Source organism: Yoonia sp. KMU-150, assembly GCF_056858355.1.
Genome location: NZ_JBXEQF010000002.1, coordinates 118,382 through 144,015 on the forward strand (window position 1 = coordinate 118,382; position 25,634 = coordinate 144,015).

A 25,634-nucleotide genomic window follows, 5' to 3' on the forward strand; every position below is an offset into this window, starting at 1 on the left:
GGCCAAGGAAAACCGCTCGTATGGTCAGGCCCGGTGATACGGCCCGCTCGACAGGATCGACGCCGCACGATACAACTGTTCGGCCAGCATCACGCGCACCAGCATATGCGGCCAGACCATCTTGCCGAAACTCAAAGTGGCATTGGCGCGGTCGCGCAGGGCGGGGTCGATTCCATCCGCGCCCCCGATGACGAAGGCGACGTCCTGCCGCCCCTGATCGCGCCACGCCGCCAGCCGGTCGGCAAAGGCGGGCGAGGTCATCACGCTTCCCCGTTCGTCCAGCGCACAAATCAACGCGCCTGCCGGGGCGGCCTTTTCCAGCAGCACAGCCTCTCCGGCCATGCCGCCACTCCTTTTGTCCTCGACCTCGATCAACTGCGCCGGACCCAGCGCTAGGCTGCGTCCGGTCCGGTCGAACCGTGTCAGGTAATCGTCATAAAGGTCGCGCTCGGGCCCCCTGCGCAGGCGGCCCACAGCGCAGATTTGAATCCGCACGACGGATCAGCGGGCGTCGGCCTGGCCCGGCATCCACATCTTTTCGAGCTGATAGAAGTCGCGGACTTCCGGGCGGAAAATGTGCACAATCACATCGCCGGTGTCGATCAGCACCCAGTCGCCTGCGTCCTTGCCTTCCATCTTGCAGATCACGCCGAAGTCGGCCTTGACCCGCTCGGCGAGCTTTTCGGCCATCGCAGCCACCTGCCGGGTGGAACGGCCGGAAGCGATCACCATGTAATCGCCGATCTCGGATTTGCCGCGCAAATCGACATGGACGATATCCTCGCCCTTGTCGTCGTCCAGTGATTTCAGAATTGCGGCCAGAAGCTTGTCACTCGTGGCGCGAGTTTGGCCATTCATGGAAGGGCCGTCCGAACGGGCCGCGGATGCGACCGAAGGGGTAAAAGACAGTGCATTGTCCTCCGTTGTGCGCCGATCCAAATGAAAACTGTGCCCCGGCGCAAGGCTCGCCCAAAGGTAGCAACCGGCGTGCGGCTTTTCAACACTCTGCGTTGCGGGCAGGGGCGTGGCGCGGCACGACCGGCGGAAACAGCCCTAGTCGCCTGTTTCCGGCAATTTCGCGCGCCCCAAATCCTTGGCGTTCAGCAGGTTCACTTCGCGCTGCGGGAAGGGGATCGAAATGCCGTTTTCCGCGAACGCATCCCAAAGCGCCAGGAACACGTTGCCGCGGATGTTGGTCAGTCCACCCGTCGGGTCGGAAATCCAGAACCGCAGGATGTAATCGACCGAACTGTCACCGAAGCCCACGATATGGCACACGGTCGGCCGCGACCGCAGCACCCGATCCACACTTTGTGCCGCTTCGATGGCAATCCGGCGCACATCGTGCGGGCTGTCGCCGTAGGCAGTGCCGAAATAGATATCGAGGCGCACGTATTCATTGGAATGCGACCAGTTCACCACTTGACCGGTGATCAGGTCCTCGTTCGGGATCAGGTATTCCTTCCCGTCCCGCGTGACCACGGACACATAGCGTGCGCCCAGCGAATGGATCCAGCCAAACGTGTCGCCAAGGCTGATCACGTCGCCCGGCTTGATCGACTTGTCCAGCAGGATGATCACGCCGGACACAAGGTTCGACACTACCTTCTGCAGGCCGAAACCCAGACCCACGCCAATGGCACCCGACAGCACCGCAAGGCCGGTCAGGTCGATCCCCAGCGACCGCACCCCGATGAAGAAGGCGGCGGCATAGATCGCGATCTGCAGCACCTTCACGATCAGCACCTGCATGGACGGGCTGATGTCCTCGTTGGTGCGGATGCGGCTGGCGGTGCTCGTCGTCACAAAGCGCGCCAGCGTGATCAGCGCGCCCAGTATGACGATGGCCTGCACGACGAGCAGCAGCGAAATCCTGAATTCCCCTATGGAAAACCCTGCGCTGTCGAGAACCTGCTCCGCCTCGCTGACCAGACCGAGGATGTAGAGCGTGACGTAGATCCACGCGCTATAGCGCACCAGCTTGCGCAGCGTCGGGCTTTTGATCAGACGCGTGATGAAAACCACGCAGGTCCAGGCCAACGCCAGCGTTGCTATGACGGATAGCAGGTAACTGCGGCTGGGCCATGTGACCTCGCGCATGATCCAGACCGTCGCCCAGATCAGCGCCACGAAGAAGATCGGTCGCAGCCGCTGATGCACCACTGCCAGAATACGCAAGCGCCATTTCGGCCAGTTCTTCCGGCTTGCGATCCAGCCACGAAACCGCGGCCCCAGCACATGACGCAACAGATGGGCAAAGGCGAACAACCCGATCGCGATCAGCACCTGATAGAAATTCCACGGGCGCAAAAGGCTGTTCAGGAATACCTCGATCTGCCCATAGACAGATTGCCCGACCGTCAGGATATCGGTCAGCGGCGCTTCCACCGCCTGCTGCTCTCCGATCACCTCGTCGGGGCCGGTCATTTGAACGTGTCGTGACATGGCACCCTTTGCGCGAAAAACCTTGCCGATGTTGGCACAATAGTCCCGCGATGATCAACTGCGCTTGCAGCCCGCTACGAATTGCGAATCTTGACGACTGCCGCGCGTATCGGGTGTGATAGAGGTGTGAAAATTATTGGAAAAAATATGGAAAACGATATTCTGAAAATCTGTGTAATTTGCACCGCTGCTGTGTCGCTTGCCGCCTGCGGTGGCGGTGCGTCCGACCCGGTCAGAATGCCCGGGCAAAACCTTGCGCCCTACACCGCGCTTGATAACCGCATCGACGCAGTGGCATTCACGCCTGCCTTCGATCTGCCGAATGGCATGGACGTCGCCTACGACGGCTTCGCCCGTCTGGCGCTGTTCGAAGGTGGACAGGAAAGCACTGTCGCCTATGGCACCGCTGATTTCAGCGTGGACATCGCCGGAAACAGTCCCGAAGTTTCGGGCACCCTGCGCGATTTCAGCGACGAGACTGCGTTCTATTCCGGTACGCTCGCCGTCACGGCGGGCGGCGGAAACCTCGAACCCGGCGGGACATTCGCTTTTCCGACGATCAGCGGGTCCCTGACGCGAGAGACGGGTGAGACGATCGACGTAGACACAAGAACAAACCTGCGCTTTTACGGACCACGTGGCGAATTCTTTCAGGGCGGGGGCAATTTCGTGACACCGTTCGGCGGGCAAACGGTCGATGGGCGGGTAGCCATCGTGGCAGAGGCCGACTGATCCGATCCGGCACTGTTGCCGCGCGTCAGCAACCTTGACCGGCGAAAGATGTTCGATGTCATATCCCGGTGTCTAGTGAACTATGGGGAAGTGAATATGACCGTTCGATTTTTCAAATCCTGCGCTTTGGGCGCGACCGTCGTTGCACTCGCTGCCTGCGGCGGCAGTGGCGGCGGTGCGACCGATTCGATGCGCGAACCGGGCCAGAACAAGTCGCTGCTGGAGGCCCTGCAAGCCGAGAACCAGACACTGCTGACGATGCAGCGCGACAACCAACCCGCACCGGGCGGCGTGAATTATTCCGGCTTCGCGCAGATCGCCTCCGACGGGACCGTTGTTCCGGCGGGCGAGGCTGTCGGCCGGGCGACCCTCACCGCGATGTTCGGGGCCGGTGGCACCGACGTGCTGAACGGCCGGTTCTACGATTTCGACGATCCGGTCGCCACCTATGACGGCGAACTGACCGTGACCGGCGTGGGCATCGCTCAGGAACAGAGCCGCACCGTCCTTGATACGACCGTCGCCGGAACGCTCACCCGCAGCACCGGAGAGGTGATCGACGTCGACGGTGGGCTGCGCGTGCGGATGTTCGGGGCGGATGCGCAATATCTCGTCGGGTCCGGCGATGCGGCAGTGACCAGTGGCACAACCTCCGGCACCGCGGAAGTGTTCATCAACGTCACTGCGGACTGATCGCAGACGGCGGGCCGCGCCGACCTGTGGGGCGGCCCGTCTCCTACATTCCATCATTCCCTTGCGACCGCCCGCGCGTCGCTGTATCTGAGCTTTATGAACAAGGTTTTCGATATGGATGATCGCGCGCGCCTGCCTTGGCGCTTTTACGGCGCGTCCTGCACGATTCTCGCGCACGGCTGACCGCCGCCGTTTCCGCACGCCTGCCATTTCACATCGCCACATCTGATACGGGAGGGAACCCATGTCCCCCAAAACGCTCTATGATAAAATCTGGGACGACCATGTCGCCCACGAAGCCGACGACGGCACCTGCCTGCTCTACATCGACCGCCACCTTGTCCACGAGGTCACCAGCCCGCAGGCCTTCGAGGGTCTGCGCATGACCGGCCGTACCGTGCGCAAGCCCGGCCAGACCATCGCTGTGCCCGATCACAACGTGCCCACCACGCTGGACCGCGCCAACGCCGAGACGATGACCGAGGACAGCCGCATCCAAGTCGAGGCGCTCGACAAGAACGCCAGGGAATTCGGGCTGCACTATTACCCCGTCAGCGACGTCCGTCAGGGCATCGTGCATATCGTCGGCCCCGAACAGGGCTGGACACTGCCGGGCATGACGGTCGTCTGCGGCGACAGCCACACCGCGACCCATGGTGCGTTCGGCGCGCTGGCCCACGGTATCGGGACGTCGGAGGTCGAACACGTGCTGGCGACGCAGACGTTGATCCAGAAGAAATCGAAGAACATGAAGGTCGAGATCACGGGCAAGCTCGCCCCCGGTGTGACGGCCAAGGACATCACCCTGTCCGTCATCGGCGCTACCGGCACCGCAGGCGGCACCGGCTACGTCATCGAATACATGGGTGAGGCGATCCGCGACCTGTCTATGGAAGGCCGCATGACCGTCTGCAACATGGCGATCGAAGGCGGCGCGCGCGCAGGCATCATTGCCCCGGACGAAAAAACATTTGCCTACTGCAAGGGTCGCCCCAACGCACCGAAGGGCGAAGACTGGGACAAGGCCGTCGCCTATTGGAAAACACTTTATTCCGACGACGACGCGCATTTCGACAAGGTGATCACGCTCAAGGGCGAGGATATCGCCCCCGTCGTCACCTGGGGCACATCGCCCGAAGACGTCCTGCCGATCACCGCAACTGTCCCTGCCGCCTCCGATTTCACCGGCGGCAAGGTCGGCGCGGCGCAACGCAGTCTGGATTACATGGACCTCAAGCCCGGCACGCCATTGTCGGAAATCCTCATCGACACGGTCTTTATCGGCTCCTGCACCAACGGCCGGATCGAGGATCTGCGCGCCGCCGCCGCGATCCTGAAGGGAAAAAAGAAAAAAGACGGCCTGCGCGCCATGGTCGTGCCCGGCTCCGGCCTCGTCCGCGCACAGGCGGAAGAAGAGGGGTTGGCGCAGATCTTCATCGACGCCGGTTTCGAATGGCGGCTTGCGGGCTGTTCCATGTGCCTGGCCATGAACCCTGACCAGCTCGCCCCCGGTGAACGCTGTGCCGCGACGTCGAACCGCAACTTCGAAGGCCGGCAGGGCCGGGGCGGACGCACCCACCTGATGTCCCCGCAAATGGCCGCCGCCGCCGCGATCACCGGCAAACTGACCGACGTGCGGGAGATGATGTGATGCGGGTTCACTCCGTTAAGGTGAGAAATTACAAGGCGCTGCAGGATGCAGAAATGAGCGATGTTCCCGGTTTTGCGGTTCTTGTTGGGGCAAATGGCACCGGGAAGTCTACATTCATTGATGTCTTTGATTTTCTGAAGGCGTCTTTGAAGGATGACGTTCGAACAGCGCTGCGCGCTCGCGGCGGTTTTCAGCAAGTGGTCTCTCGCGGGCATGAAACGGAAGCAATCGAAATCACGTTGCAAATTGAAATGGACATTGATGCCGCTCAACAAAGCGCACAAACCTCTCGTCTTGTAACTTATCACCTTTCAATTGAAGAGGGTGAAGGAAGGCAAATATCTGTTGCAAAAGAAACTCTTCGATTCAAACGTTCATCCTACGGTGCACCCTACCATTTCATTAGGTTCGAGCATGGTAAGGGCGAAGCGTTGGCGGAGTCTTTTGATGCTTTGAACGCCGAAATTCCGCTGGATCAGCTTACTAGAGAAGAACAAGAGTTGGATGCGGCCTACATCCTTGCACTCAAGGGTTTGGGACAGTTTAAGAGGTTCGACGCAGCTAGCCAGCTTCGCGAGTTAATTGAAAACTGGGAAGTAACTGACCTTCACATTGAAGACGCAAGAAAGGAGCCAGACGCGGCAATCGCAGAACACCTGAACTCCGACGGAAGTAATATTGCGTTGTATGCACAGTACCTTCGGGAAGATTACCCGGAGGTTTTTGAGCAACTCGTCAACTCCACAGCCGCCTATGTTCCTGGCATCGGGAAGGTGGAAGCTGAGGACCTGAATGACGGCCGCGTCGCTTTGAGATTTTGGGACGAAGCTTTCCAAGATGGCTTTCTTGCGAGGTCCGTGTCGGACGGTACTATCCGTATGTTTGCATATCTTGCGCTCCTAAGTGACCCTAATCCGCACCCCCTACTTTGTATCGAGGAGCCAGAGAATCAACTCTATCCTACTCTTTTGCGAATCCTTGCTGAACAATTCGCACTATACGGCAAACGTAGAGAAGGCATTGGGCAAGTATTTGTAACGACGCATTCTCCAGATTTTTTGAACGCAGTTCCTTTGGAATCGATTTATTGGTTAAGAAAAAAAGATGGATTTAGCAAAATTTCTCGCGCCGCAGAAAACGCGCAACTATGTGCACTTGTCGAAGAGGGGGATGTACCCGGTGAACTTTGGCGTCAGAGTCTTTTTGACGGAGTTAACCCGTGAAAGAGATCGTTGTACTTACCGAAGAACCCTCGATAGAGCCTGTTTTCAATAAGTTGCAAGATCTATTTGATCCGTCGTCGGTTTCGATACGTGTCATCGTTCATCAGGGTGTGTCTGATCTGGAAAAGTCGTTGCCACGTAAATTGCGTGCCTGGCAAAACCCGAATGCACGTTTTCTTATAGTAAGGGACAATGATAGCGGGGATTGTCATTTAAGGAAGAATCGTTTGGCGGCCATGATAGATGAGGCAGGAAAGAGTGAAGTTTCTCTTGTTCGGATAGTATGTCAAGAACTTGAGGCATGGTTCTTGGGCGATCGTGATGCAATGCACGCAGCCGGAGTGCTAAAAAGAACTGACAATCCTGCTTCTTTGCGTGGCTCACCAGATAGCTTAAAAAAACCGTCGATGCTGCTTGAAAATTACTTGAATGGGTATCCGAAGACAATCCGAGCAAGAGAAATTGCTCCCCATATGATCGTAGAGAAAAACATCTCGAATAGCTTCCAGCAAACAGTTGCTGCGCTCAATAAACTTGCAAATAGGTAGATCAGAATAATGCAACCCTTCACCACCCTCACAGGCATCGCCGCCCCCATGCCGCTGGTCAATATCGACACCGATATGATCATCCCCAAGCAATTCCTGAAAACGATCAAGCGGTCGGGTCTGGGCGTGAACCTGTTCGACGAGATGCGCTATGACGACGACGGCAAGGAGATCCCGTCTTTCGTCCTGAACCAGCCCGCCTACCGCGAGGCGTCGATCCTCGTCGCCGGTGACAACTTCGGCTGCGGGTCATCGCGCGAACATGCGCCCTGGGCCATCGCGGATTTCGGCATCCGCTGTGTGATCTCCACCAGCTTCGCCGACATCTTCTACAACAACTGTTTCAAGAACGGCATCCTGCCAATCGTATTGCCGGAAGATCAGCGCGATGCGCTGATGAAGGACGCCGAGAAAGGCGCGAACGCTCGCATCGAGGTCGATCTGGAGGCACAGACCGTTACGTCGTCCGACGGCGAAACCTACAGCTTCGAGGTCGACAGCTTCAAGAAGCACTGCCTGATGAATGGGCTCGACGATATCGGTCTGACCATGGAAAAGGCCGCTGCGATCGACAGTTTCGAGGCCGGCGCATCCGCGGCACGGCCATGGGTCTGACCCGCTGTCGATCGAGATTTGGAAGACATCGCATACAGAGGCCGGATCACCAATTCGGCCTTTTTGCATTGCATTGACCATAACGTCAGAAAATATGTAGAGGCCGAAAACCAAGCATATACAATATCTTGTGTATCGCGCGCGCCTGCCATCGCTCCGGCCTCAAATGGTTGCATTCCCGCACCAGTCCTGTCCCAAAACAGCCGCAGTTTCCCTGTCTGTCAAACCCGTAGCTTGATGGATTCTCGGAATGTGGGCAGAAAGATGGCAAGATTGAGGCAGCCTGCGGCACAACCGCAGGAAAAAAACGGAACAAGGACGCGGCATCGTATCGCATCCGGCCGGAACGAGGGTAGTAAAGCAGTGCAATCTCGCTTGCCAGGTGCGCTTTCGCGTGCCGCACTGATGATCCTGATGATCATGACGCCGTCCATCCTGCTGCCCGGATCGGGTGCGGACGGCACGCAGATGGTCACGGTCGTGGCATTGTTCGCCGCACTGTTCACCATCATCGAATACGCGTCCGCCAGCCCCAGCCTCGTCGAGTTCCGCTCCGCGCCACCGTTCAACCGGGTCCGCTTCGGTGCGCTTTTCGCGACCGTTTTCGCATTGTCGGTGATCTTTCGCGGGGCCGACGATCCGTCGACATTCACCCAGTTCTTCCAGGTCATCGGCGAACGGATCGGAACGTCGATCGACTTTCCCTATTCGCCCGTGCGCTTGATGCTGGTGATGCTGCCCCAGACGACCGACCCTGACGTGTTTGCGGCCATGCGCACTGCGGCGGGCCTGTCCTACTTCGTATCGCTGATCTCGCTTGCGGTCTTCGTCCTGTTGCTGCGCCGCCGTCGGTGGCCCAAGCGGACCGAATCCTTCAACGTCTGGGTCAATCTTCCGACCTTCGATCCGACGGCGGGTGGTGATGTGGTCGACCGGTTGAACCGCGACAGTCAGATTAACCTTATCTTAGGATTCCTGCTGCCATTCATGATCCCGGCGATCTTCAAGCTGACGTCCAGCTTCATGGACCCGATCAGCTTTCACGATCCGCAGACCTTGATCTGGACGGTGACCGCATGGGCCTTCCTTCCGGCAAGCCTGCTGATGCGCGGTGTCGCACTCAGCCGGGTGGCACAGATGATCTATCTGCAGCGCAAGCGCGCCTATGCGGTTGCGGTTGCCGAGGGTATGATGACCGCCTGATGGTCGGCCTTGGGGGGCTGATTCTTGCCCTCTGGGCCGGGATGGCCCCCGCTGACACGCTCCGCATCGCGACATACGCCGCCCCGCTCAGCCGGGACGGCCCGGGATTGTTGTTGCGTGACATCCAGCGCGGCGAGGACGACAACATCGCGGCGATCATCGCCGTGATCAGGGCCGTCTCTCCCGATATCATCCTGCTCACCGACTTTGATTACGATCACGACGGTCGCGCGCTTGCTGCCTTTGCCACGGCGCTCGACGGCGGCTACGATCATCGCTTCGCCCGCCTGCCCAACACCGGCATGGCCACCGGGATTGATCTGGATGCCGACGGCTGGACAGGCGATGCGCGCGATGCAATGGGCTATGGCCGTTTTGCCGGTGACGGCGGCATGGCACTGCTGTCACGCTATCCGATTCTGACCGATCAGGTGCGCGACCTGTCCACGATCCTGTGGCGCGACGTGCCGGGTGCTACGCTGCCTGCACACCCGCAACCGGACCGCGTCTATGACATCCTGCGCCTGTCGCACACCGCCCATTGGATCGTGCCGGTGGACGCACCCGGCGGCCCGATCGCCCTGATGGGATGTGACGCATCGCCGCCGGTCTTTGACGGGCCGGAAGATCGCAACGGCCTGCGCAACCGGGACGAGTTGCGCCTCTGGTCGCTGGTGCTGGACGGCAACTATGGCCCGCCGCCAGAGGATTTCGTGATCCTCGGCAATACCAACCTCGATCCCGTCGATGGCGATGGCTACGCCGATGCGATGGCCGCTTTCCTCGCCGATCCACGCCTGCAAGACCCGCAACCGATCAGTGAAGGTGCTGTGCGGTCCGCCGACCTAAATCACGCCGGAGATCCAGCCACCGATACCGCCGATTGGCCCGACGACGGCCCCGGCAACCTGCGGGTCAGCTACGTCCTGCCCGCCGCCGACATGACCGTGACGGATGCGGGTGTGTTCTGGCCCGCCTCCGACGATCCGCAAGCGGCGCTACTCGGTGAGGATGGATTGCGCGCGGGGCCGCACCGGCTTGTCTGGGTCGATATCGCGCGGTAGCCCGGCCAGCATGGCCGTCTGCATATCCGTCGCCTGAAACCCCGGCAGTAACCGGTCGAACTTCTCCGACCCCAGCCAATGCGGCGTGTCGTTGAGATACCGCATCTCGCGGAACTCGCGCATCAACTCCCAGAACGGGGACATCAATGTGACGGACCACCACGGAAACCGCTTGATCCTGACGGGCCTGCCCAATTCTGCGGCGACAGCATCACGCAGGTCGTCCATCGTGAACGTATGTCCGGGGAACGGCACATCCTCGAACGCCGCCAGATCGTCACGCATCTCAGCCAGCATCACCGCGGCCCGCGCCCAGTCGGGCAAATAGGCATGTGCCTGCGGCACCGTCGGATCGCCCAGCGTCGTCACTACACCCTTACGCGCCGATCTCAGGATCAGCATCGACTGGATATCGCCGTTCCGGTTCGGATCGAGGAAATTGCCCGCCCGCAGCACGATGGTCCGCACGCCCGCGTCGCGATAGGCCTGTTCCATTTCGACCCTGATACGCCCCTTGCGTGTGCAGGGCACCTGCGGCGTCGTCTCATTGATCTCTCCGCCCCGGTCGCCAAAGTTATAGACGTTGCCGGGGATGATCACCGTCGCACCGCTGGCTTTCGCCGCTGCGATGACCTGCCGCGTGATCGCCGGGATCGTTTCGGCCCAGTTGTGGTAATTCGCCGGGTTCAGCCCGTTGACGATCACGTCCGCGCCCCGCGCCGCTTTCACCATATCTTCCGTCTTGCGGTCGAACTGCCGCACCTGCCAACCGGCGTTCCAGAACGCCTCCGCACTATGCGTGCCGATCTTGCCGCTGCCGCCAAGGATCAAAACCGTCTGTGTCATGTCGTTTCCTTTCAAGGTCCGCCGTCAACCTCGCCCATGCGCAGACGAAAAGAAATTGCGCCGAAACGCAGACGGTATATTCATTAATGAATGGATAAACCGCTCCACACCCTCGATTGGTCGCTCGTGCAGGCCTTCCTTGCCGTGGCAGAAACCGGCAGCCTTTCCGCCGCCGCACGGCAACTCGGTGCGAGCCAGCCGACGCTGGGCCGCCAGATCAAGACGATGGAACGGCAGCTGTCGGCGGACCTCTTTCACCGCAAACCGCGCGGTCTCACGCTCACCGATACCGGTGCCGCCCTCGTCGCCCCCGCCCGGCAGATGCGCGACGCGATCCACCAGATTGCACTGACCGCCGCAGGCCAGACCGCAAGCCTGACAGGCCCCGTGCGCATCACGGCAAGTGCCGCCACTTCGGTCTATCACCTGCCTGCGATCATCGCCGATATCCGCCGCGCAGAACCCGATATCGCCATCGAACTCGTGCCTTCCGATGAAAGCCGGAACCTGCTGTATCGCGAGGCGGACATCGCCGTGCGCATGTATCGCCCGACGCAGCTCGACCTGATCACCCGGCACATCGGCGATCTGGAACTGGGCATGTTCGCGTCCGAAAGCTACATCGCCCGGAACGGCACTCCGCAATCGGCAGCAGACATGCTGACCCACGATTTCATCGGCTACGACCTGAACCCGATCATCTGGGAGGGCTTCGCCGCCGCGGGCTTCGACGTTGGGCGCGATTTTTTCAATGTCCGCTGCGACGATCACATCGCCTATCTGGAACTGTTGCGCGCGGGCTGCGGCATCGGCTTTGCACAATGCTCCATCGCGCAGGCCGACCCCACGATCCGGCAACTCGATCTCCCGTTCCCGATCCCGCCGCTGCCGATCTGGCTGACCGCCCACGCCGCAATGCACCAGACCCCGCGCATCCGCCGCGTCTGGGATCTGCTGGCGCAGGGTCTGGCCCCGCTGGTATCTTGAACCCCGCCCCGCAAAGGGCTACCCCCACGGCAACCCGTGTCAGCCAAGGATTGCCCCATGTCGAACCCCTCCCTTCTCATCCTCGCCGGTGACGGCATCGGTCCCGAAGTCATGGACGAGGTGAAGCGCGTCATCGGCTGGTTCGGCGACAAGCGCGAAATGGCCTTCGACGTGTCCGAAGATCTCGTCGGCGGTGCCGCCTATGACAAGCACGGGGTGCCGCTGCACGACGATACGATGGCCAAGGCGCAGGAGGTCGACGCCGTCCTGCTCGGTGCCGTGGGCGGGCCGAAATACGACAACCTCGATTTCAGCGTGAAGCCGGAGCGCGGCCTGCTGCGCCTGCGCAAGGAAATGGACCTCTTCGCCAACCTGCGCCCCGCCCAGTGTTTCGACGCGCTGGCCGATTTTTCCAGCCTGAAGAAAGACATCGTGTCAGGCCTCGACATCATGATCGTGCGCGAACTGACGTCGGGCGTCTATTTCGGTGAACCGCGTGGCATCCACACCGAAGACAACATGCGCGTCGGCGTGAACACCCAGCGCTACACCGAAGCCGAGATCGAGCGTGGCGCGCGTGCCGCGTTCGAACTGGCCATGAAGCGCGACAAGAAGCTGTGCTCGATGGAAAAGGCCAACGTGATGGAATCCGGTATCCTCTGGCGCGACGTCGTCACGGAGGTCAGCGCGGACTACCCAGAGGTCGCGCTGTCGCATATGTACGCCGACAACGGTGCCATGCAGCTTGTCCGTGCGCCCAAACAGTTCGACGTGATCTATACCGACAACCTGTTCGGCGACATCCTGTCCGACTGCGCCGCGATGCTGACAGGCTCGCTTGGCATGCTGCCCTCCGCCTCTCTCGGCCTGCCGATGGCCAACGGGCGGCCCAAGGCGATGTATGAACCCGTGCACGGCTCCGCCCCCGACATCGCGGGGCAGGGCAAGGCGAACCCGATCGCCTGCATCCTGTCCTTCGCCATGGCGCTGCGCTATTCCTTCGATCAGGGGGCCGAGGCCGACCGGCTGGAAAAAGCCATCGAAACCGTCCTCGCCTCCGGTGCCCGCACCGGCGATCTGATGGGACCCGAAGGCGGCACACCGCTGTCCACCACGCAAATGGGCGATGAAATCCTCGCGGCGCTTGACGCATCGCTGTGAAAAAGCGGCTCATCGCACTGACCGGGTTCGCCGTTCTGGCCGTAGGGTTTATGGTCGTCGGCGGACCCGAACTTGCCTACATGACCTACCTGAACAGCACGACGACGACCGTGTTCACCGTGGATGGGGAAACGCTCTATATGGCGGGCGCGATCAACAGCAAGACGGACGATCAGTTCGATACGGTCATCGCTGCCAATCCGCAGATCACGACAATCGTGGAATGTGTCGTGCCGGGCTCGTTGGATGACGACACGATGATTCCGCTGTCCTACAAGGTGCGGGAACTTGGGCTGAACACACATCTGACCGCGACAAGCGATATCGCATCTGGCGGGGTCGATTTCTTTCTTGCAGGGGTCGAACGCACGATGGAGCAGGGGGCCGCAATCGGTGTACATTCGTGGTCGGACGGTGTCAGGGATGCCGCCGACTATCCGCGCGACGCACCGGAACATACCGCCAACAGTCGCTATATCAAAGACATGCTGGGCGACGATGCGTTTTATTGGTTCACCATATACGCGGCCCCGGCCGCCGGTGTGCATCAGATGACCCCCGACGAAATCGCGCAATACGGCCTGCTGACCGGCCCGGTGATGACGGAAAGCGCCGGTTACACCTGTCCTGACGGGGGCGTTGAATTGCCGGGCGATCTTTGACAGGACACCCACAAGCCTGACCCGGCCGAAAGGATAAAGACTATGTCACCCAACGCGCGCGGCGCACTGTTCGCCCTGGCCGCATTCGGTATCTTCGCCACGCACGACGTGATCATCAAGGTGCTGGGCGGGGTCTATTCGCCCATTCAGGTGGTGTTCTTTTCGGTGCTGCTGTCCTTTCCACTGGCCACCGTCATGCTGATGCGTGACGCAACCCCCGGCACCCTGATCCCGAAACACCCGTGGTGGCTGGCCCTGCGCACCGTCGCCGCGGTCGTCACCGGCGTGTCCGCCTTCTATGCCTTTTCCGTCCTGCCGCTGGCGCAGGTCTATGCGATCCTCTTTGCCGCACCGCTGCTGATCACAATCCTCGCCATTCCGATATTGGGCGAAGAGGTCCGCCTGCGCCGCTGGCTGGCGGTCATCGTCGGCCTGATCGGCGTGCTTGTGGTGCTGCGCCCCGGTGCCACGGAACTGACGCTTGGCCACGCCGCCGCCCTTGCGGCAGCCCTCGGCGGCTCGCTTGCGTCCATCATCGTCCGCAAGATCGGGGCAGAGGAACGGCCGGTGGTTATGCTCCTTTATCCCATGGTCACCAACTTCGTCATCATGGCCTGCCTGCTGCCGCTGGTTTACGTGCCCATGCCCATCGAACACCTGGGGATGCTGGGTGTCGTCGCACTTTTCGCATGGATCGCGGGGCGCATGATCATCGTCGCGTATCAGTCGGGCGAGGCCGCGATCATCGCGCCGATGCAGTATTCTCAGATCATCTGGGCCTCGATCTACGGCTTTTTCTTCTTTGACGAGGTGATCGACGCGCCCACCGCCATCGGGGCCGGCATCATCATCGCGTCGGGCCTTTACATCGTGCTGCGCGAAACCCGTGCCGGGGCGTCCAAGCATACGCCAGTGCTGCGCACCCGGTCCCGGTCCGAAACCGGCACCACGCCGCGCGTCAGTCTGGTGATGCGCGCGCAGGGGCTGATCCCGCCGCGCCTGGTGCATCTGGCGGTCAAAGAAAGATCGGACTGACGTTTCCGATTCCAATAAAGATCAACCCCGCCAGTCCGATGCTCAAACCCATCGGATAGCGGCCATGGCCATGCAGGCAGCGCCAGCGCGTCGGAACCCTGCGTAATGCCAGACGCACGACGGTCAGCCCCGCGATTCCCGCCAGCAGCGCGCCCGACAGGATGAACATCCACAGCGCCAGCGCGTCGGGCGGGATGAACAGCATCAGTGCCGCCAGTATCTTCACGTCACCACCGCCCAGCAGCCGCAGCGCGAACCCCGCGATGCCAAGCGCAAAGACCGCGCCCGCAATCGCCAGCCGCAGCATCACGTCTGGCGGCGGCACCGCAAACGGAACGGTCGCCAAAAACACCACGCAAAGCAGAATCGCCAGCGCGTTGGGGATTTTCATCAACCGCAGATCGAACAGGATCACAGCCAGCAAGATCGGCACCAGCAGCCACCCGGTGGAGATTGTCGTCGCAAGCGCGTCCATCATGCGACCGCCTCCGTTTCGTTGTTGATCACTGCGATCAGTTCGACCTGACCGCTGGTATTGGTCTTGGCGTAGATGTTGCGCAGATGGGTGCGCACGGTCGGCACCGACACGTTCAGCGTGTCCGCGATGCGCGCGGCGGTATCGCCACCGGCCAGCAGCTGGCAGACACGACGTTCCGCCCGGCTCAGCGCGCAGGGATTGTCGCTGCCCAGAATGCTGCTGCCGGTCGGTTCTGTCGCGGCGTTACGCACCCGGCCATAGCTGCGGATCAGCCGGGTAATCAGCCCCGGCGTGCGGTTCGCCCAGGCGTCGGCCATCGCCTGTGTGATGATCGACGTCGGCAATTCCGGGCTCCGCCGGGGCGAGATATCGAAACTGATCTCGATCACGTCCATCTGGCGCGCGGTGGATTCGAGCACGATCAGACTCACCTCGACAAGGTCGTCACGCCCGGCCCATTCCGCCAGAAACGGACTTTCGGCAAAGGCCGGATCCTTGCGCAATTCGGTCAGCCGCCAGATCGACCCGGGTTCCAGCTTTTCGGGGCAGGCCGCATGCAGCATCGCCGCAAGGCCGCCCTTGCTGACCCGCGGCTTTACGTCGTCCAGCGCGCGCGCCGCGGTGGCGATCGGATGCGCCTTTTTGTTGTGCAGACGATAAAGGGCAACGTTCGCGCCCTGCACCTGACGGGTCAGCACGGTGATCACATCCTGCACCAGCGCATGGCCCGCAAGCGCCGCGTTCCAGCCGTTGATCAGCGCGAAACAGCGCGCGATGCGAAAATGAAAATCAGTGGCGTCTGCGAACGGGATGACCTGTGTACGATCTTTGAACTCACGAAGGGGCACCGGAAATTCCTGCATCAAACTGGTTCGGGTGACTCGTCTTGTCCGAAACGCAGGTGGTCTGACCAAGACCGGATTGCGGCATGTTTGTGGGATGACGACTGTCTGCGGGCTCATTGCGGCAGGCATATGCCCGCAAGGGTTGCAAATCGGTCAAGCCTTGCCGCAATTCGGGCACATTCCGGCAATTCCTGCCCCGAAATGGTCACGAACTCTCATCCATCTGAACGATGCCCGCGAGGTAGCAAAGGCTTAACTTCGCTTTCATCGGCAGTCGCACATAGTGGCACCTGCTTACTCCCCGGGGTGTCTTGAACACCTGAACTGCTCGCCGGCTTACGGGCCGCACAACAAGGATGAATGCAATGAAAGACCAAATGTTGAACCTCTATATCCGTCTGCGCCACTGTGACGAAGGTGCGACCCTCGTCGAATACGGGATCGCGCTCGGCCTCGCCGTGACACTGGGTGCCGGTGCACTGCTGACGCTCGGCAACGACGTTGGTGCCACGATGGGTGCGGCCTCTACCGCACTGCCTGCACAGGCGCCGGCCAACTGATCAAACGCGGTATTGCCGCACCGGAAATACGGCGCGGCGATCCGCTCTCTCTTTTGCCCTGAACGAGTAACCTGTTTCCCATGCGCACCCCCCGGATCATCACCTCTCTCGCCCGCGACGACAGCGGCGGTCTGTTGGTGTTCTGGGCGGTGTCGCTGGTGGTCTTTCTGGGCCTGATGGGCCTGATTTTCGATGCGGGCCGCCTGGCCAGCACGCAATCCGAACTCCAGTCCTTTGCCGATTCCGTCAGCCTCGCCGCCGCGGCAGAGCTTGATGGCCGCGCCGATGCGATCACCCGCGCCCGCGCTGCCGCCGACGTGCTGATATCCGACACCCAGACCTTTGCCGATGGCGGTGCCGCGCTGAGGCCCGCCGATATCGCCACCCTGACCTTCTTTCGCCCTGCCGCCGACGGCAGTTTTCAGTACGCAGCGGCATTGGAGACGACAAACCCTCGGCTGGCACGCTTCGTGACCGCTGCCGTCGATGACTTCACCGTTGCCCCCGGCTTTGGCGCAGCGGTCGCCGCGGTCAGCAACGCACCCGCCTTCGACAACACCGTTTCCGCTATGGCGACCGCCGGTTTCTCACTGGAGGCCTGCAATGTTGCACCTGTCGCCGTCTGCCTGCCCTCCATCGACTTCGACGCGCAGGCCAGCATCGGCCAGACGCTTGAACTCGACTTCGCCGTCAACGTGAACAACCTGCTTCCCGGCCAGATCGCGGCTGTGGATACCGTGACCAATCTCCTCGATGGGCTTGAAGTTTGCGCCGGTCTGCTTGGCGGTGACCTGCAGGCGTGCCTGCTCGCCGCGCGCGAACCCGAGACCGCCTGCACCGGGCGCGGCGGGCTGGAAATCTCCGCCAATCTCTCCGGCACCGGTCTGCTGCAATCGCTCAACACCCGCTTCGATCAGTTTCAGGGGGTCGCTGCGGGCTTTGCGGGCAACCCGGATTTCTCCGCCGCACCCAATGTGCTCACCGGGCTGACCAACTCTCTGGGCCTGTGCCTGCCGCTGAACCTGCTGGGCAGTGGTGGCGATGCCGTGGGGCTGCCTGTCGATGACTGCATCGCTTCCGGCACCTGCGGCGTGCAGGGCGACGGAAACTGGTCCGTCGGACGCGCGGCCTATGTCGACGCGCACTACGACGGCACCGACCCGCACCCGCAGGCGCAAACCCGTTTCGAATTCTATCAGGCCGAAATCGCCGCAGCCGCCACCCCCGGGGCGCCATCCCTCCTTGGCGGGCTGCTGGGCGGTTTCGTTCCACAGAAATGTGCGCCACAGGCCGATCACGATCCGCTACGCCGAGTGATGGTCGTGGCGGGGATCGACTGTTTGTCCGCATCCGTCGATGCGACGGTCACGACTCCCCCGGTGCAGCAGTTCTTCGAGGTCTTCGCCCTTGGCCCCGCCGAGAACGGCACTCTCAAGGTCGAGATTTCGGCCTGCCTCGGCGGCCCCTGCGGCAAAGGCAACCTGAATACGGACGTGCGTGATATCGTACGGCTGGTCCAGTGACCCGGCGCGTCCTGCAGGCCCTGCGTCGCGACGATCAGGGCGGCGCGCTGGTCGAATTCGGCCTTCTGCTGCCCGGCCTGCTGATCTTTCTGGCGCTCACGGTGGAGGGCACGCGCACCTTCTGGTCCTACCAGACCACGATCACCGGCGTGCGCGATGCCACTCGTTACCTGTCCCGTGTGACAGACCGGTCGATCTGCACTTCCGGTGCCGCGATTTCCGACTGGGACGTAACACTGACGCAGATCGTGCGTACCACCCACGCGGGCGACAGCCTTTTTCCTTCTGCCGTCACGGTCGACGGCGTCACCACATCGTTGACCTGCGCCACCGGCGACTATCGCAGCGGCACGGCCCCTGTGGCCCAGGTCACTGCGCAGCTAACGATCACCTATCCCTTTGCGGGGGTGTTCTCGCTCGTCGGTCTCAATCTCGATCCGGTCACCACCTACGTCACCGACCAGACCCGGATCGTCGGATCATGACCCGATTTGCCGCCCTCATACGCCGTGCCCTGCATGATGACGACGGGACCACGCTGGTCGAATTCGCAGTGGTTCTGGCGGTCTTCCTGTTCCTGTTCTTCGGGCTGATTGATTTTGCCCGCCTCGGCTTCAGTAACGTGCTGGCGGAAAAAGCGACGGAAACCGCTGTGCGCATGGCCGTGGTGCGGCCCGCCGCCTGCGCCGACGTACCATCGACCAACCAGCGCGGTCTGATCGGGGCGCTGTCCGTCGATCTGCCTAACGGCACGCCCTGCACCGCGCGGCAGGGTCTGTGCGCACCGGCCGACACCGTGACGTGCACCGGCAATGTGTCCGACCCTACGAGCGGGGCGATCTTTGCGCAAATCGCACCCTTATTGCCAGTGAACGCTGCAGTCGAGAATCTCGCCTTCACCTACAGCTTCGATCCCGCGCTCAACCGCGTGGGTGCGCCCTATGCTCCCGTCGTCACGGTCGGTCTCACCGACCTTCCATTCGATTTCATATCACCCCTTGGGGCGCTGGCGAGTTTCGCCGGTGCGCAGAACGCAGCGACGCTGGGGGAGAGTTTCACCTTTCCCTCGATGAGCGCGTCGCTCCCCGCCGAAGACCTGAAATAGGAGGTTTCATCATGTCACTCGCACAAAGCCAGATCGAATGGCAGGTCGCGGAGGCGGTCGCACCACCGACGCCCTCCGCGTCCGCCCGCACCCGCGTCCTGATCATCGCACAGACCCCGGCCCTGGCCGAAATGATGACCGCGCGGATGTGCGACGACGACACCGTGTCCGGCGACACTGTCGCGGGCGATCTGAACAGCGTCATGCAAGCCGGGCAGACCGACTGGTCCGCCATCGACTTCGTCGTCTTCGAACGCGGGGCGGACCAGTCCGACGATCTGGCCGCCGTGGCCGCACTGCTTTCAGTCCATGGCGACACCCTGCGGTGCATCGCCATCAGCACGACGCCCGTCGACGATGAAACGCTCGCAACGTTCATACAGTCCGGGGTGCATGACATCCTGCCTGTCACGCTTCCGGTCGCACAGTCGATGCCGGACATCGCACCCGCCGTTTCGTCCGAAACCGGCGGTGACCTCACGATCTTTCTGCGCGCGCGCGGCGGGGCCGGGGCCTCCACGCTGGCGGTGAACACCGCCGTGACGCTGGCGCAGGAGGTCGGGCCGGGCCGCGTCGCGCTTGTCGATCTCGATGTGCAGAACGGTGCGCTGGCGATGATGCTGGACCTGCCCGACTCGGAACCCGCTTCGGCCTGGATCACAGGCGCCACACCCGCAAACCCTGCCTTTCTCGACACCGCGATGGTCCGCCACGACAGCGGCATCGACGTGCTGACCGCCCCCCACGTCTTCGCCCCGCTCACCGCGATCACGCCGCAGATGGTCATGGCCCTGCTCGACCCGCTGCTGGCCCGCTACGACCGCGTCGTCGTGGATATGCCGCAGGCCGTCACCGACTGGATGGAACCCGTGCTGGCCTGCGCGGCCCGCGTGATGCTTGTGTCCGACATGACCCTGCCGTCGGTGAAGCGGACCGCGCGCCTGATCACCCTGATCGGAGAGGAGCACATGACCCTGCCGATCCAGATCGTGATGAACCACGAAAAGAAACCACTGGTGATGTCGGCCGCGCACAAGGAGGCGGAACGCCTGATCGGGCGGCCGCTGTCCCACTGGGTGCCGGACGATACAAAGGCCGCCCGCCGCGCCACCGATATGGGCGTGCCGGTCGCCATGTCCGCCCGGCGCACGCCGATGGCGCGCGCGGTGACTGCCCTGTGCAAATCGGCCTTCAAGCCCCGCACGGTGGAGTAACCAGCCATGTTCAACGCCTTCAAAACGACAACCGCGCCGCAGCCGGTGCAGGCTCCTGCTCCCGCTGCGCCCAAGACACCGGTCGCCACTGCGCCTTCCGTGGCAACCGCCCGCCCGTCTGCCGTTACCGCCGACACCTCGCGCCTGAAATCTGCGCTGCACGAACTCCTGCTCGATCAGTTGAACCTCAGCATGCTGGATCAGGTCGGCAAACCCGAGATCCGCCGTGAGATCGCGACGCTCGCAGCAGGCTATCTGCAGGAAAAAAACCGTATCCTGCCAGCGGAAACGTTCCAGAAGCTCATCGACGAATTGCTGGACGAGGTACTGGGCCTCGGCCCGCTGGAGCCATTGCTGGCCGATCCGTCGGTCAGCGACATCCTCGTCAACGGTACCACCCACGTCTACGTCGAACGCGGCGGGCTGCTGGAACGGACCGAGGTGCAGTTTCGCGACGAACGCCACCTGCTGCGGATCATCGACAAGATCGTGTCCCGGATCGGTCGCCGGATCGACGAAAGCCAGCCCTGGGTGGATGCCCGGCTTGAGGACGGCAGCCGCGTCAACGCCATTATCCGGCCCTGCGCCATCGACGGCCCCAGCCTGTCGATCCGCAAGTTTTCTCGCAAGCCGCTGGATATGGCGGCGCTGGTCGAGCACGGCGCACTGTCGAAACCGGCGGCGTCGTTTCTGCAGGCGGCGGTGAACGGACGGATGAACGTGCTGATCTCCGGCGGCACCGGGTCGGGCAAGACCACCATGCTGAACGCCATGTCCGCCTTCATCGACAAACGGCACCGCATGGTCACGATCGAGGACGCCGCCGAACTGCAGCTGCAACAGGATCACGTCGTCCGGCTCGAAACCCGCCCAGCCAATGCCGAGGGCAAGGGCCGGATCACCCAGCGCGACCTGCTTGTGAACGCCCTGCGGATGCGCCCCGACCGGATCATGGTCGGAGAGGTCCGCGGCAACGAGGCGTTCGACATGCTGCAGGCGATGAACACCGGCCACGACGGCTCCATGACCACGATCCACGCCAATACCGCACGCGACGCGGTCAGCCGACTGGAACAGATGGTCACGATGATCGGCGGCGACTTTCCGATGCAGGCCGTGCGCAGCCAGATCGCAGGGGGCCTGCAACTCGTCGTTCAGCTCAACCGTCTGTCCGACGGTCGCCGCAAGGTGATGAGCATCTCCGAAATCGTCGGCCTCGAAGGCGATGTCGTGATGATGCAGGATATCTTCGTGTTCCGCAAAATGGGCGTCGATGAAGCGGGCAACGTGCAGGGCCGTCTGATGGCCACCGGGATCCGGCCCCGCTGTTTCGAGGCGCTGACGGCCTCCGGCGTCGACCTGGGCCTCGATGCGTTTCAAAATCGCGACGGGGTGGCGTGATGTCATTAGCTATGGTTCCCGTTAGTTTCTCGACCATCCTCATCGTCGGCGGGATCAGTTCGCTCTTGCTGACTTCAGTCGCCCTGCGCCTGATCTTCGCGCCAGAAAACGGGCAGGAGAAAGCGGCGCTCAACCGCATCCGCGGCATGAACGGACAAAGCGGGTACAGCACGGCGACAGCCCTACTGCGCAAACAGGGCGGCACGGACGACAGGCTGACCCTGCCATGGATCGGTAATCCGGGACAGCTGATGCGCCGGGCCGGGCTCGAAGGCAAAGGGTTCCTTTTCGCTCTGGGGGCGGTGGTGATCGGCCTCTTGCTCGCCGCGATTCTCACTCGTGTCCTGCCGCCCCTGATCGCCGTCGTCGCTGGCCTAGCCGTGTCCGGCTGGCTCACGGTCACTGTCCTGCAGGCGCGCTATCGCAAACGGGTCGATGCCTTCACGCGGCAGCTTCCCGACGCGCTCGACCTGATGATGCGCGGCCTGCGCGTAGGCCACCCGGTCAGCGCGACGGTCGCCAATGTCGGCCGCACCATGGCCGACCCAATCGGGGCCGAGTTCCGACAACTGGCCGAACAGATCAACCACGGCGACTATCTGTCGGATGCCTTCAACGATCTGGCCGACCGGATCGGGCAGGAAGACGTGGCCTATCTGGCGGTCTCCATCAGCATCCAGAACGGCACAGGCGGCAATCTTGCGGACATGCTGGGCACGCTGTCCAAGGTGGTGCGCGACCGGATCGTCATGCGCCGCCGCATCCGCGCAATTTCGTCAGAGGGGCGGATCTCGGCCTACCTGCTGTCTGCCCTGCCGGTCGTGATATATGTCGCTACGTCACTCTCCGCGCCGGACTACTACGGCGCCGTCAGCGACGACCCGATTTTCATGCCTATCGCCTACTCGATCATCGCACTTGTCACCGCCAATTTCTTGGCGCTGCGCAAGCTCGTGACCTTCCAGATTTAAGGCCCCCCCATGCTGTCATCCTCCGATCTCACAGGTGTCCTGTCCTTCGCAAACCCTGAACGGCTGATCCTCTTTTGCGCAGGGGTGGCACTGGTGTTGCTCCTGTGCGGTGTCGCGGGCCTTTACGGGATGCGCGACCGGACGGCGGCGCGCATGCGGCGCATGTCCACAGTGGCCGAGGGTCAGGGCAACAGCCTTACCAAATCCCGTGATGCGGCACCGGGTGGCTGGAAAAAGGCGCTGATCCCCGACGATCCGTCGGAACGGGCGCAAATCCGTTTCCAGCTCAGCAACGTCGGATTCGACCGGTCCGACGCGGTCGAGATGTTCTTTCTCGGTCGCCTGCTGCTGGCCTTGTTGCCCCCGGTTCTGGTGTTCGGGGCCATCGCGCTCGACCGCGCCGGGTTGCTGCCCGCGGCTGCGGCGGAACGGTTGGCCGGCATCCCGCGCCTGGGCCTGCTGCAAATGGCGGCCGTGGGGGCCGCCATCGGGTTCTACGGCCCCGGTCTCTGGCTTTCCAGCCGGATCAAGGCCCGTCAGGCCAAGATCAGGGCCGCGTTTCCCAACGCGCTCGATCTGGTGCAGATCGCGATCGAGGCAGGCCTGGGCTTCGATGCCGCGATGACCCGCGTCGGGCAGGAACTCGCCCGTGTGTCCCCCGAAATCGCCTATGAATTTCTGCTCTACCAGGTCGAAACCCAGGCCGGTCGCGACCGCGAGGCCGCGTTGTTCGACATGGCTGAACGGATGGGTATCGAAGAGGCGAAGGCATTCGCGCTCGTCATTACCCAATCCATGCAGTTCGGCACCAGTCTGACGCAGGCGTTGCGCACCTACGCCGCCGAAATGCGCGAGATGCGGGAACTTGCAGCGCAGGAAAAGGCCAACAAACTGCCCGTGCAGATGTCCGGCGTGATGTCGATGCTGATGCTGCCCGCGCTGTTCCTGATCACCCTCACGCCGATCATCATCCGCTACATGGCGATCTACTGATCGGACGCGGCCAGACCGTTTGCGACATGGTCCCAGAACACGCGCGTATGCGATGCGGCGGCGAACTGGCCCGCGCCTTCGATGACGGTCAACGCCGCGCTCGGTCGGGCCAGCAGATGCTTTTGCAACTGTGCGACAGAGGTGAACGTATCGTCGGACCCGTGCACGAAACTCACCGCCACCGTCTCGGGTACACTGGCGAGGATGTTGTCGTCAGGGTATGACATCAGGTTGAAATCGCTGGCGATCCCCAGCATCGACCCGGCGTGCAGCGCCCGATACCAGACGAATGCGTCACCCTTGCCGACCACGCTGTTCAGCGCATCCAGATCGCCCTGACAGCCCGCGAACAGACGGCGGAACACGATGCGTGTCGCGGTCTCGTTGCTGAACACCCGCCGGTGAAACTGCTGGGTCACCACTTTGTACATGCCGTTTTCGGATGCCAGCCGCCGCAACCCGTTCAGAAACTTGCCGCCCGCCGATTTGGGCCGGTCGTCGCCTTTCAAAAGGTTGATCGTGGTGACCACGATCCGGTCGAACAGCTTGGGGTGCGCAATGGCCATCAGCATCGCGTAATATCCGCCCGTGCCCTGGCACAGCACCGGGATCGGCCCCGTCCCGAGTGTTTTGGCAAAGGCGGCAAGATCGGCCACCGTCTCGTCCTGCAGGGTATTCTGGTGATAGGCCGCCGCCTGCGCCTGTTCGTCGAGATAGCCGCCGCGCACCGGAATGATCAGCCGATAGCCCAGCCGCCGCAACTCCGGCGCGGCATTCAGGATCACGAACGGAAAGATATAGCCGTGGATCATCAACAGCGGCTTGCCGTTCTCCGGTCCACATTCCCAATAGCGGATCAGCCGCCCGTTGGGCAGACGCGCCACCGAAAGCGTGACATCCTCGCGCAGGAAATCGGCGGTAAACCGTTCGACGCAGGCAATATCCGACGTTTCCGCCTCGCACATATAAAGCAGATGCACCAGTTGCCCCACGATCAGCCGGATCACATCCCGCTGGCTGGAACAGTCCAGCTTGGCCGTAGCCTTCTTCAACTGCGACCGTTTCGTCTCCACCGCCAGCCCGTCTGCCAGCGCCGCCTCCGACGGGTTCAATCCGGTCAGAAGCTGGAACAGCACGTTTTTCTCGGCACCGGTCAGCGCGGCACTGTCGTTGAATATGTCGAACAGGTCCATGAACAGCCGCTTTGTCAAAAGCAGCACCCGCATCCGGTTTTCGGGGATCGCCGCACCGCTGCGCGCCAGCGTCGGCACACACCAGAAATGCCCGTCCTGCGTCAGCGAGCCGACAAGCCGCCCCGGCGACAGGGCCCGGTCCTTGATCAGGTTGATCATCTCGATGACGGTCGTGTCGCTGCGCCAGTCACTGTCGATCTGCGTGTACATCGCGTCGAAATGCGACGTGCCCGAGCGCACAAAATTGCCCTTGCTGTCGAATTCGGCCCATTTGATCTTGTTGGCGAGGTCCGGGGAATTGCGCAGATAGGTCTCGACCACCTCGCGCGACGACGTGATCGCCTCGGCGCTGGGCACTAGGGCAAAGACCTCTTCCAGAATGGCTTGCAGGTCTTCTTCGGTATTGGGCATGGGTCCTCACCAAAATCGGTTCTGACAAAAATATGCGCAATATTCAGTGCGAAAAAACACCCATATGGGTGACGC

General features: G+C 62.1%; 27 protein-coding genes. 20 read left to right on the forward strand and 7 right to left on the reverse strand.

Translation table 11 applies throughout. The features are described from left to right. Nucleotides 1–24 precede the first annotated feature (24 nt). From rlmH to AC04PH_RS13365, 3 genes are all read right to left on the reverse strand, one after another. Nucleotides 25–495, reverse strand: a complete 471-nt coding sequence (gene rlmH, locus AC04PH_RS13355; RefSeq protein WP_483066313.1) for a 23S rRNA (pseudouridine(1915)-N(3))-methyltransferase RlmH — start codon at nt 493–495, stop codon at nt 25–27. Between the two features lie 6 nt (nt 496–501). After that, nucleotides 502–858: a ribosome silencing factor gene (rsfS, locus tag AC04PH_RS13360; RefSeq protein WP_483066314.1), complete on the reverse strand. Its 357-nt coding sequence runs from the start codon at nt 856–858 to the stop codon at nt 502–504. A gap of 195 nt (nt 859–1,053) precedes the next feature. Further along, nucleotides 1,054–2,445, reverse strand: a complete 1,392-nt coding sequence (locus AC04PH_RS13365; RefSeq protein WP_483066315.1) for a mechanosensitive ion channel family protein — start codon at nt 2,443–2,445, stop codon at nt 1,054–1,056. A 147-nt stretch (nt 2,446–2,592) separates the two neighbouring features. Here AC04PH_RS13365 and AC04PH_RS13370 point away from each other — a divergent pair, with 147 nt between their 5' ends. The 8 genes from AC04PH_RS13370 to AC04PH_RS13405 all read left to right on the forward strand — a co-directional run bounded on the left by AC04PH_RS13370 (nt 2,593) and on the right by AC04PH_RS13405 (nt 10,174). After that, nucleotides 2,593–3,177, forward strand: a complete 585-nt coding sequence (locus AC04PH_RS13370) for a hypothetical protein (protein WP_483066316.1) — start codon at nt 2,593–2,595, stop codon at nt 3,175–3,177. 96 nt (nt 3,178–3,273) lie between these two features. Beyond that, on the forward strand, nt 3,274–3,870 hold the full coding sequence (locus AC04PH_RS13375; protein ID WP_483066317.1) for a hypothetical protein: 597 nt from the start codon (nt 3,274–3,276) through the stop codon (nt 3,868–3,870). Nucleotides 3,871–4,114: 244 nt separating this feature from the next. After that, complete coding sequence (gene leuC, locus AC04PH_RS13380; RefSeq protein WP_483066318.1) at nt 4,115–5,521, forward strand: 3-isopropylmalate dehydratase large subunit; 1,407 nt, start codon at nt 4,115–4,117, stop codon at nt 5,519–5,521. After that, on the forward strand, nt 5,521–6,744 hold the full coding sequence (locus AC04PH_RS13385) for an AAA family ATPase (RefSeq protein ID WP_483066319.1): 1,224 nt from the start codon (nt 5,521–5,523) through the stop codon (nt 6,742–6,744). The genes leuC and AC04PH_RS13385 overlap by 1 nt, the downstream gene beginning before the upstream one ends. After that, nucleotides 6,741–7,292, forward strand: coding sequence for a DUF4276 family protein (locus AC04PH_RS13390; protein WP_483066320.1), 552 nt, complete (start codon nt 6,741–6,743; stop codon nt 7,290–7,292). Before AC04PH_RS13385 ends, AC04PH_RS13390 begins: the two co-directional genes overlap by 4 nt. A 9-nt stretch (nt 7,293–7,301) precedes the next feature. Next, nucleotides 7,302–7,907 (forward strand): 3-isopropylmalate dehydratase small subunit, encoded by a 606-nt coding sequence (leuD, locus tag AC04PH_RS13395; protein WP_483066321.1) that lies wholly within the window; start codon nt 7,302–7,304, stop codon nt 7,905–7,907. A 405-nt stretch (nt 7,908–8,312) separates the two neighbouring features. Continuing rightward, a complete protein-coding gene (locus AC04PH_RS13400; protein ID WP_483066322.1) occupies nt 8,313–9,110 on the forward strand; it encodes a hypothetical protein in 798 nt (265 codons plus the stop codon). Next, nucleotides 9,110–10,174 (forward strand): endonuclease/exonuclease/phosphatase family protein, encoded by a 1,065-nt coding sequence (locus AC04PH_RS13405; protein WP_483066323.1) that lies wholly within the window; start codon nt 9,110–9,112, stop codon nt 10,172–10,174. Before AC04PH_RS13400 ends, AC04PH_RS13405 begins: the two co-directional genes overlap by 1 nt. On the opposite strand, the gene AC04PH_RS13410 is transcribed toward AC04PH_RS13405, so the two are convergent. Then, entirely contained in the window at nt 10,109–11,020 is a 912-nt protein-coding gene (locus AC04PH_RS13410) for an NAD-dependent epimerase/dehydratase family protein (RefSeq protein WP_483066324.1), read from the reverse strand. The genes AC04PH_RS13405 and AC04PH_RS13410 overlap by 66 nt on opposite strands. A gap of 90 nt (nt 11,021–11,110) precedes the next feature. Here AC04PH_RS13410 and AC04PH_RS13415 point away from each other — a divergent pair, with 90 nt between their 5' ends. From AC04PH_RS13415 to AC04PH_RS13430, 4 genes are read left to right on the forward strand one after another with little or no spacing between them, the layout of a single operon-like run. After that, nucleotides 11,111–12,007: a LysR family transcriptional regulator gene (locus AC04PH_RS13415; RefSeq protein WP_483066325.1), complete on the forward strand. Its 897-nt coding sequence runs from the start codon at nt 11,111–11,113 to the stop codon at nt 12,005–12,007. A 57-nt stretch (nt 12,008–12,064) separates the two neighbouring features. Next, nucleotides 12,065–13,168, forward strand: a complete 1,104-nt coding sequence (gene leuB, locus AC04PH_RS13420; protein WP_483066326.1) for a 3-isopropylmalate dehydrogenase — start codon at nt 12,065–12,067, stop codon at nt 13,166–13,168. Continuing rightward, nucleotides 13,165–13,830: an alpha/beta hydrolase gene (locus AC04PH_RS13425; protein WP_483066327.1), complete on the forward strand. Its 666-nt coding sequence runs from the start codon at nt 13,165–13,167 to the stop codon at nt 13,828–13,830. The genes leuB and AC04PH_RS13425 overlap by 4 nt, the downstream gene beginning before the upstream one ends. A gap of 42 nt (nt 13,831–13,872) precedes the next feature. After that, nucleotides 13,873–14,865: a DMT family transporter gene (locus AC04PH_RS13430; protein ID WP_483066328.1), complete on the forward strand. Its 993-nt coding sequence runs from the start codon at nt 13,873–13,875 to the stop codon at nt 14,863–14,865. Here AC04PH_RS13430 and AC04PH_RS13435 read toward each other — a convergent pair. After that, the gene (locus tag AC04PH_RS13435) at nt 14,846–15,343 is read right to left on the reverse strand and encodes an A24 family peptidase (RefSeq protein WP_483066329.1); all 498 of its coding nucleotides are present in this window, start codon (nt 15,341–15,343) and stop codon (nt 14,846–14,848) included. The genes AC04PH_RS13430 and AC04PH_RS13435 overlap by 20 nt on opposite strands. Continuing rightward, a complete protein-coding gene (locus tag AC04PH_RS13440) occupies nt 15,340–16,191 on the reverse strand; it encodes a helix-turn-helix transcriptional regulator (protein WP_483066330.1) in 852 nt (283 codons plus the stop codon). Before AC04PH_RS13440 ends, AC04PH_RS13435 begins: the two co-directional genes overlap by 4 nt. Nucleotides 16,192–16,553: 362 nt before the next feature. Here AC04PH_RS13440 and AC04PH_RS13445 point away from each other — a divergent pair, with 362 nt between their 5' ends. From AC04PH_RS13445 to AC04PH_RS13480, 8 genes are all read left to right on the forward strand, one after another. Beyond that, nucleotides 16,554–16,748, forward strand: coding sequence for a Flp family type IVb pilin (locus AC04PH_RS13445; RefSeq protein WP_483066331.1), 195 nt, complete (start codon nt 16,554–16,556; stop codon nt 16,746–16,748). Between the two features lie 80 nt (nt 16,749–16,828). Next, complete coding sequence (locus AC04PH_RS13450) at nt 16,829–18,271, forward strand: pilus assembly protein TadG-related protein (protein ID WP_483066332.1); 1,443 nt, start codon at nt 16,829–16,831, stop codon at nt 18,269–18,271. Continuing rightward, nucleotides 18,268–18,756 carry a TadE/TadG family type IV pilus assembly protein gene (locus tag AC04PH_RS13455; RefSeq protein ID WP_483066333.1) on the forward strand — a complete coding sequence of 163 codons (489 nt, stop codon included), beginning with the start codon at nt 18,268–18,270 and terminating at the stop codon, nt 18,754–18,756. Before AC04PH_RS13450 ends, AC04PH_RS13455 begins: the two co-directional genes overlap by 4 nt. Then, nucleotides 18,753–19,376: a TadE/TadG family type IV pilus assembly protein gene (locus tag AC04PH_RS13460; protein ID WP_483066334.1), complete on the forward strand. Its 624-nt coding sequence runs from the start codon at nt 18,753–18,755 to the stop codon at nt 19,374–19,376. Before AC04PH_RS13455 ends, AC04PH_RS13460 begins: the two co-directional genes overlap by 4 nt. Nucleotides 19,377–19,387: 11 nt before the next feature. Further along, complete coding sequence (locus tag AC04PH_RS13465) at nt 19,388–20,590, forward strand: CpaE/TadZ family protein (protein ID WP_483066335.1); 1,203 nt, start codon at nt 19,388–19,390, stop codon at nt 20,588–20,590. A 6-nt stretch (nt 20,591–20,596) separates the two neighbouring features. Continuing rightward, a complete protein-coding gene (locus AC04PH_RS13470; protein ID WP_483066336.1) occupies nt 20,597–21,991 on the forward strand; it encodes a TadA family conjugal transfer-associated ATPase in 1,395 nt (464 codons plus the stop codon). Between the two features lie 11 nt (nt 21,992–22,002). Further along, nucleotides 22,003–22,962: a type II secretion system F family protein gene (locus AC04PH_RS13475; RefSeq protein WP_483066337.1), complete on the forward strand. Its 960-nt coding sequence runs from the start codon at nt 22,003–22,005 to the stop codon at nt 22,960–22,962. Nucleotides 22,963–22,971: 9 nt separating this feature from the next. Further along, nucleotides 22,972–23,955, forward strand: a complete 984-nt coding sequence (locus tag AC04PH_RS13480) for a type II secretion system F family protein (RefSeq protein ID WP_483066338.1) — start codon at nt 22,972–22,974, stop codon at nt 23,953–23,955. On the opposite strand, the gene AC04PH_RS13485 is transcribed toward AC04PH_RS13480, so the two are convergent. Then, nucleotides 23,949–25,559 carry a bifunctional helix-turn-helix transcriptional regulator/alpha/beta hydrolase gene (locus AC04PH_RS13485; RefSeq protein WP_483066339.1) on the reverse strand — a complete coding sequence of 537 codons (1,611 nt, stop codon included), beginning with the start codon at nt 25,557–25,559 and terminating at the stop codon, nt 23,949–23,951. The genes AC04PH_RS13480 and AC04PH_RS13485 overlap by 7 nt on opposite strands. Nucleotides 25,560–25,634 lie beyond the last annotated feature (75 nt).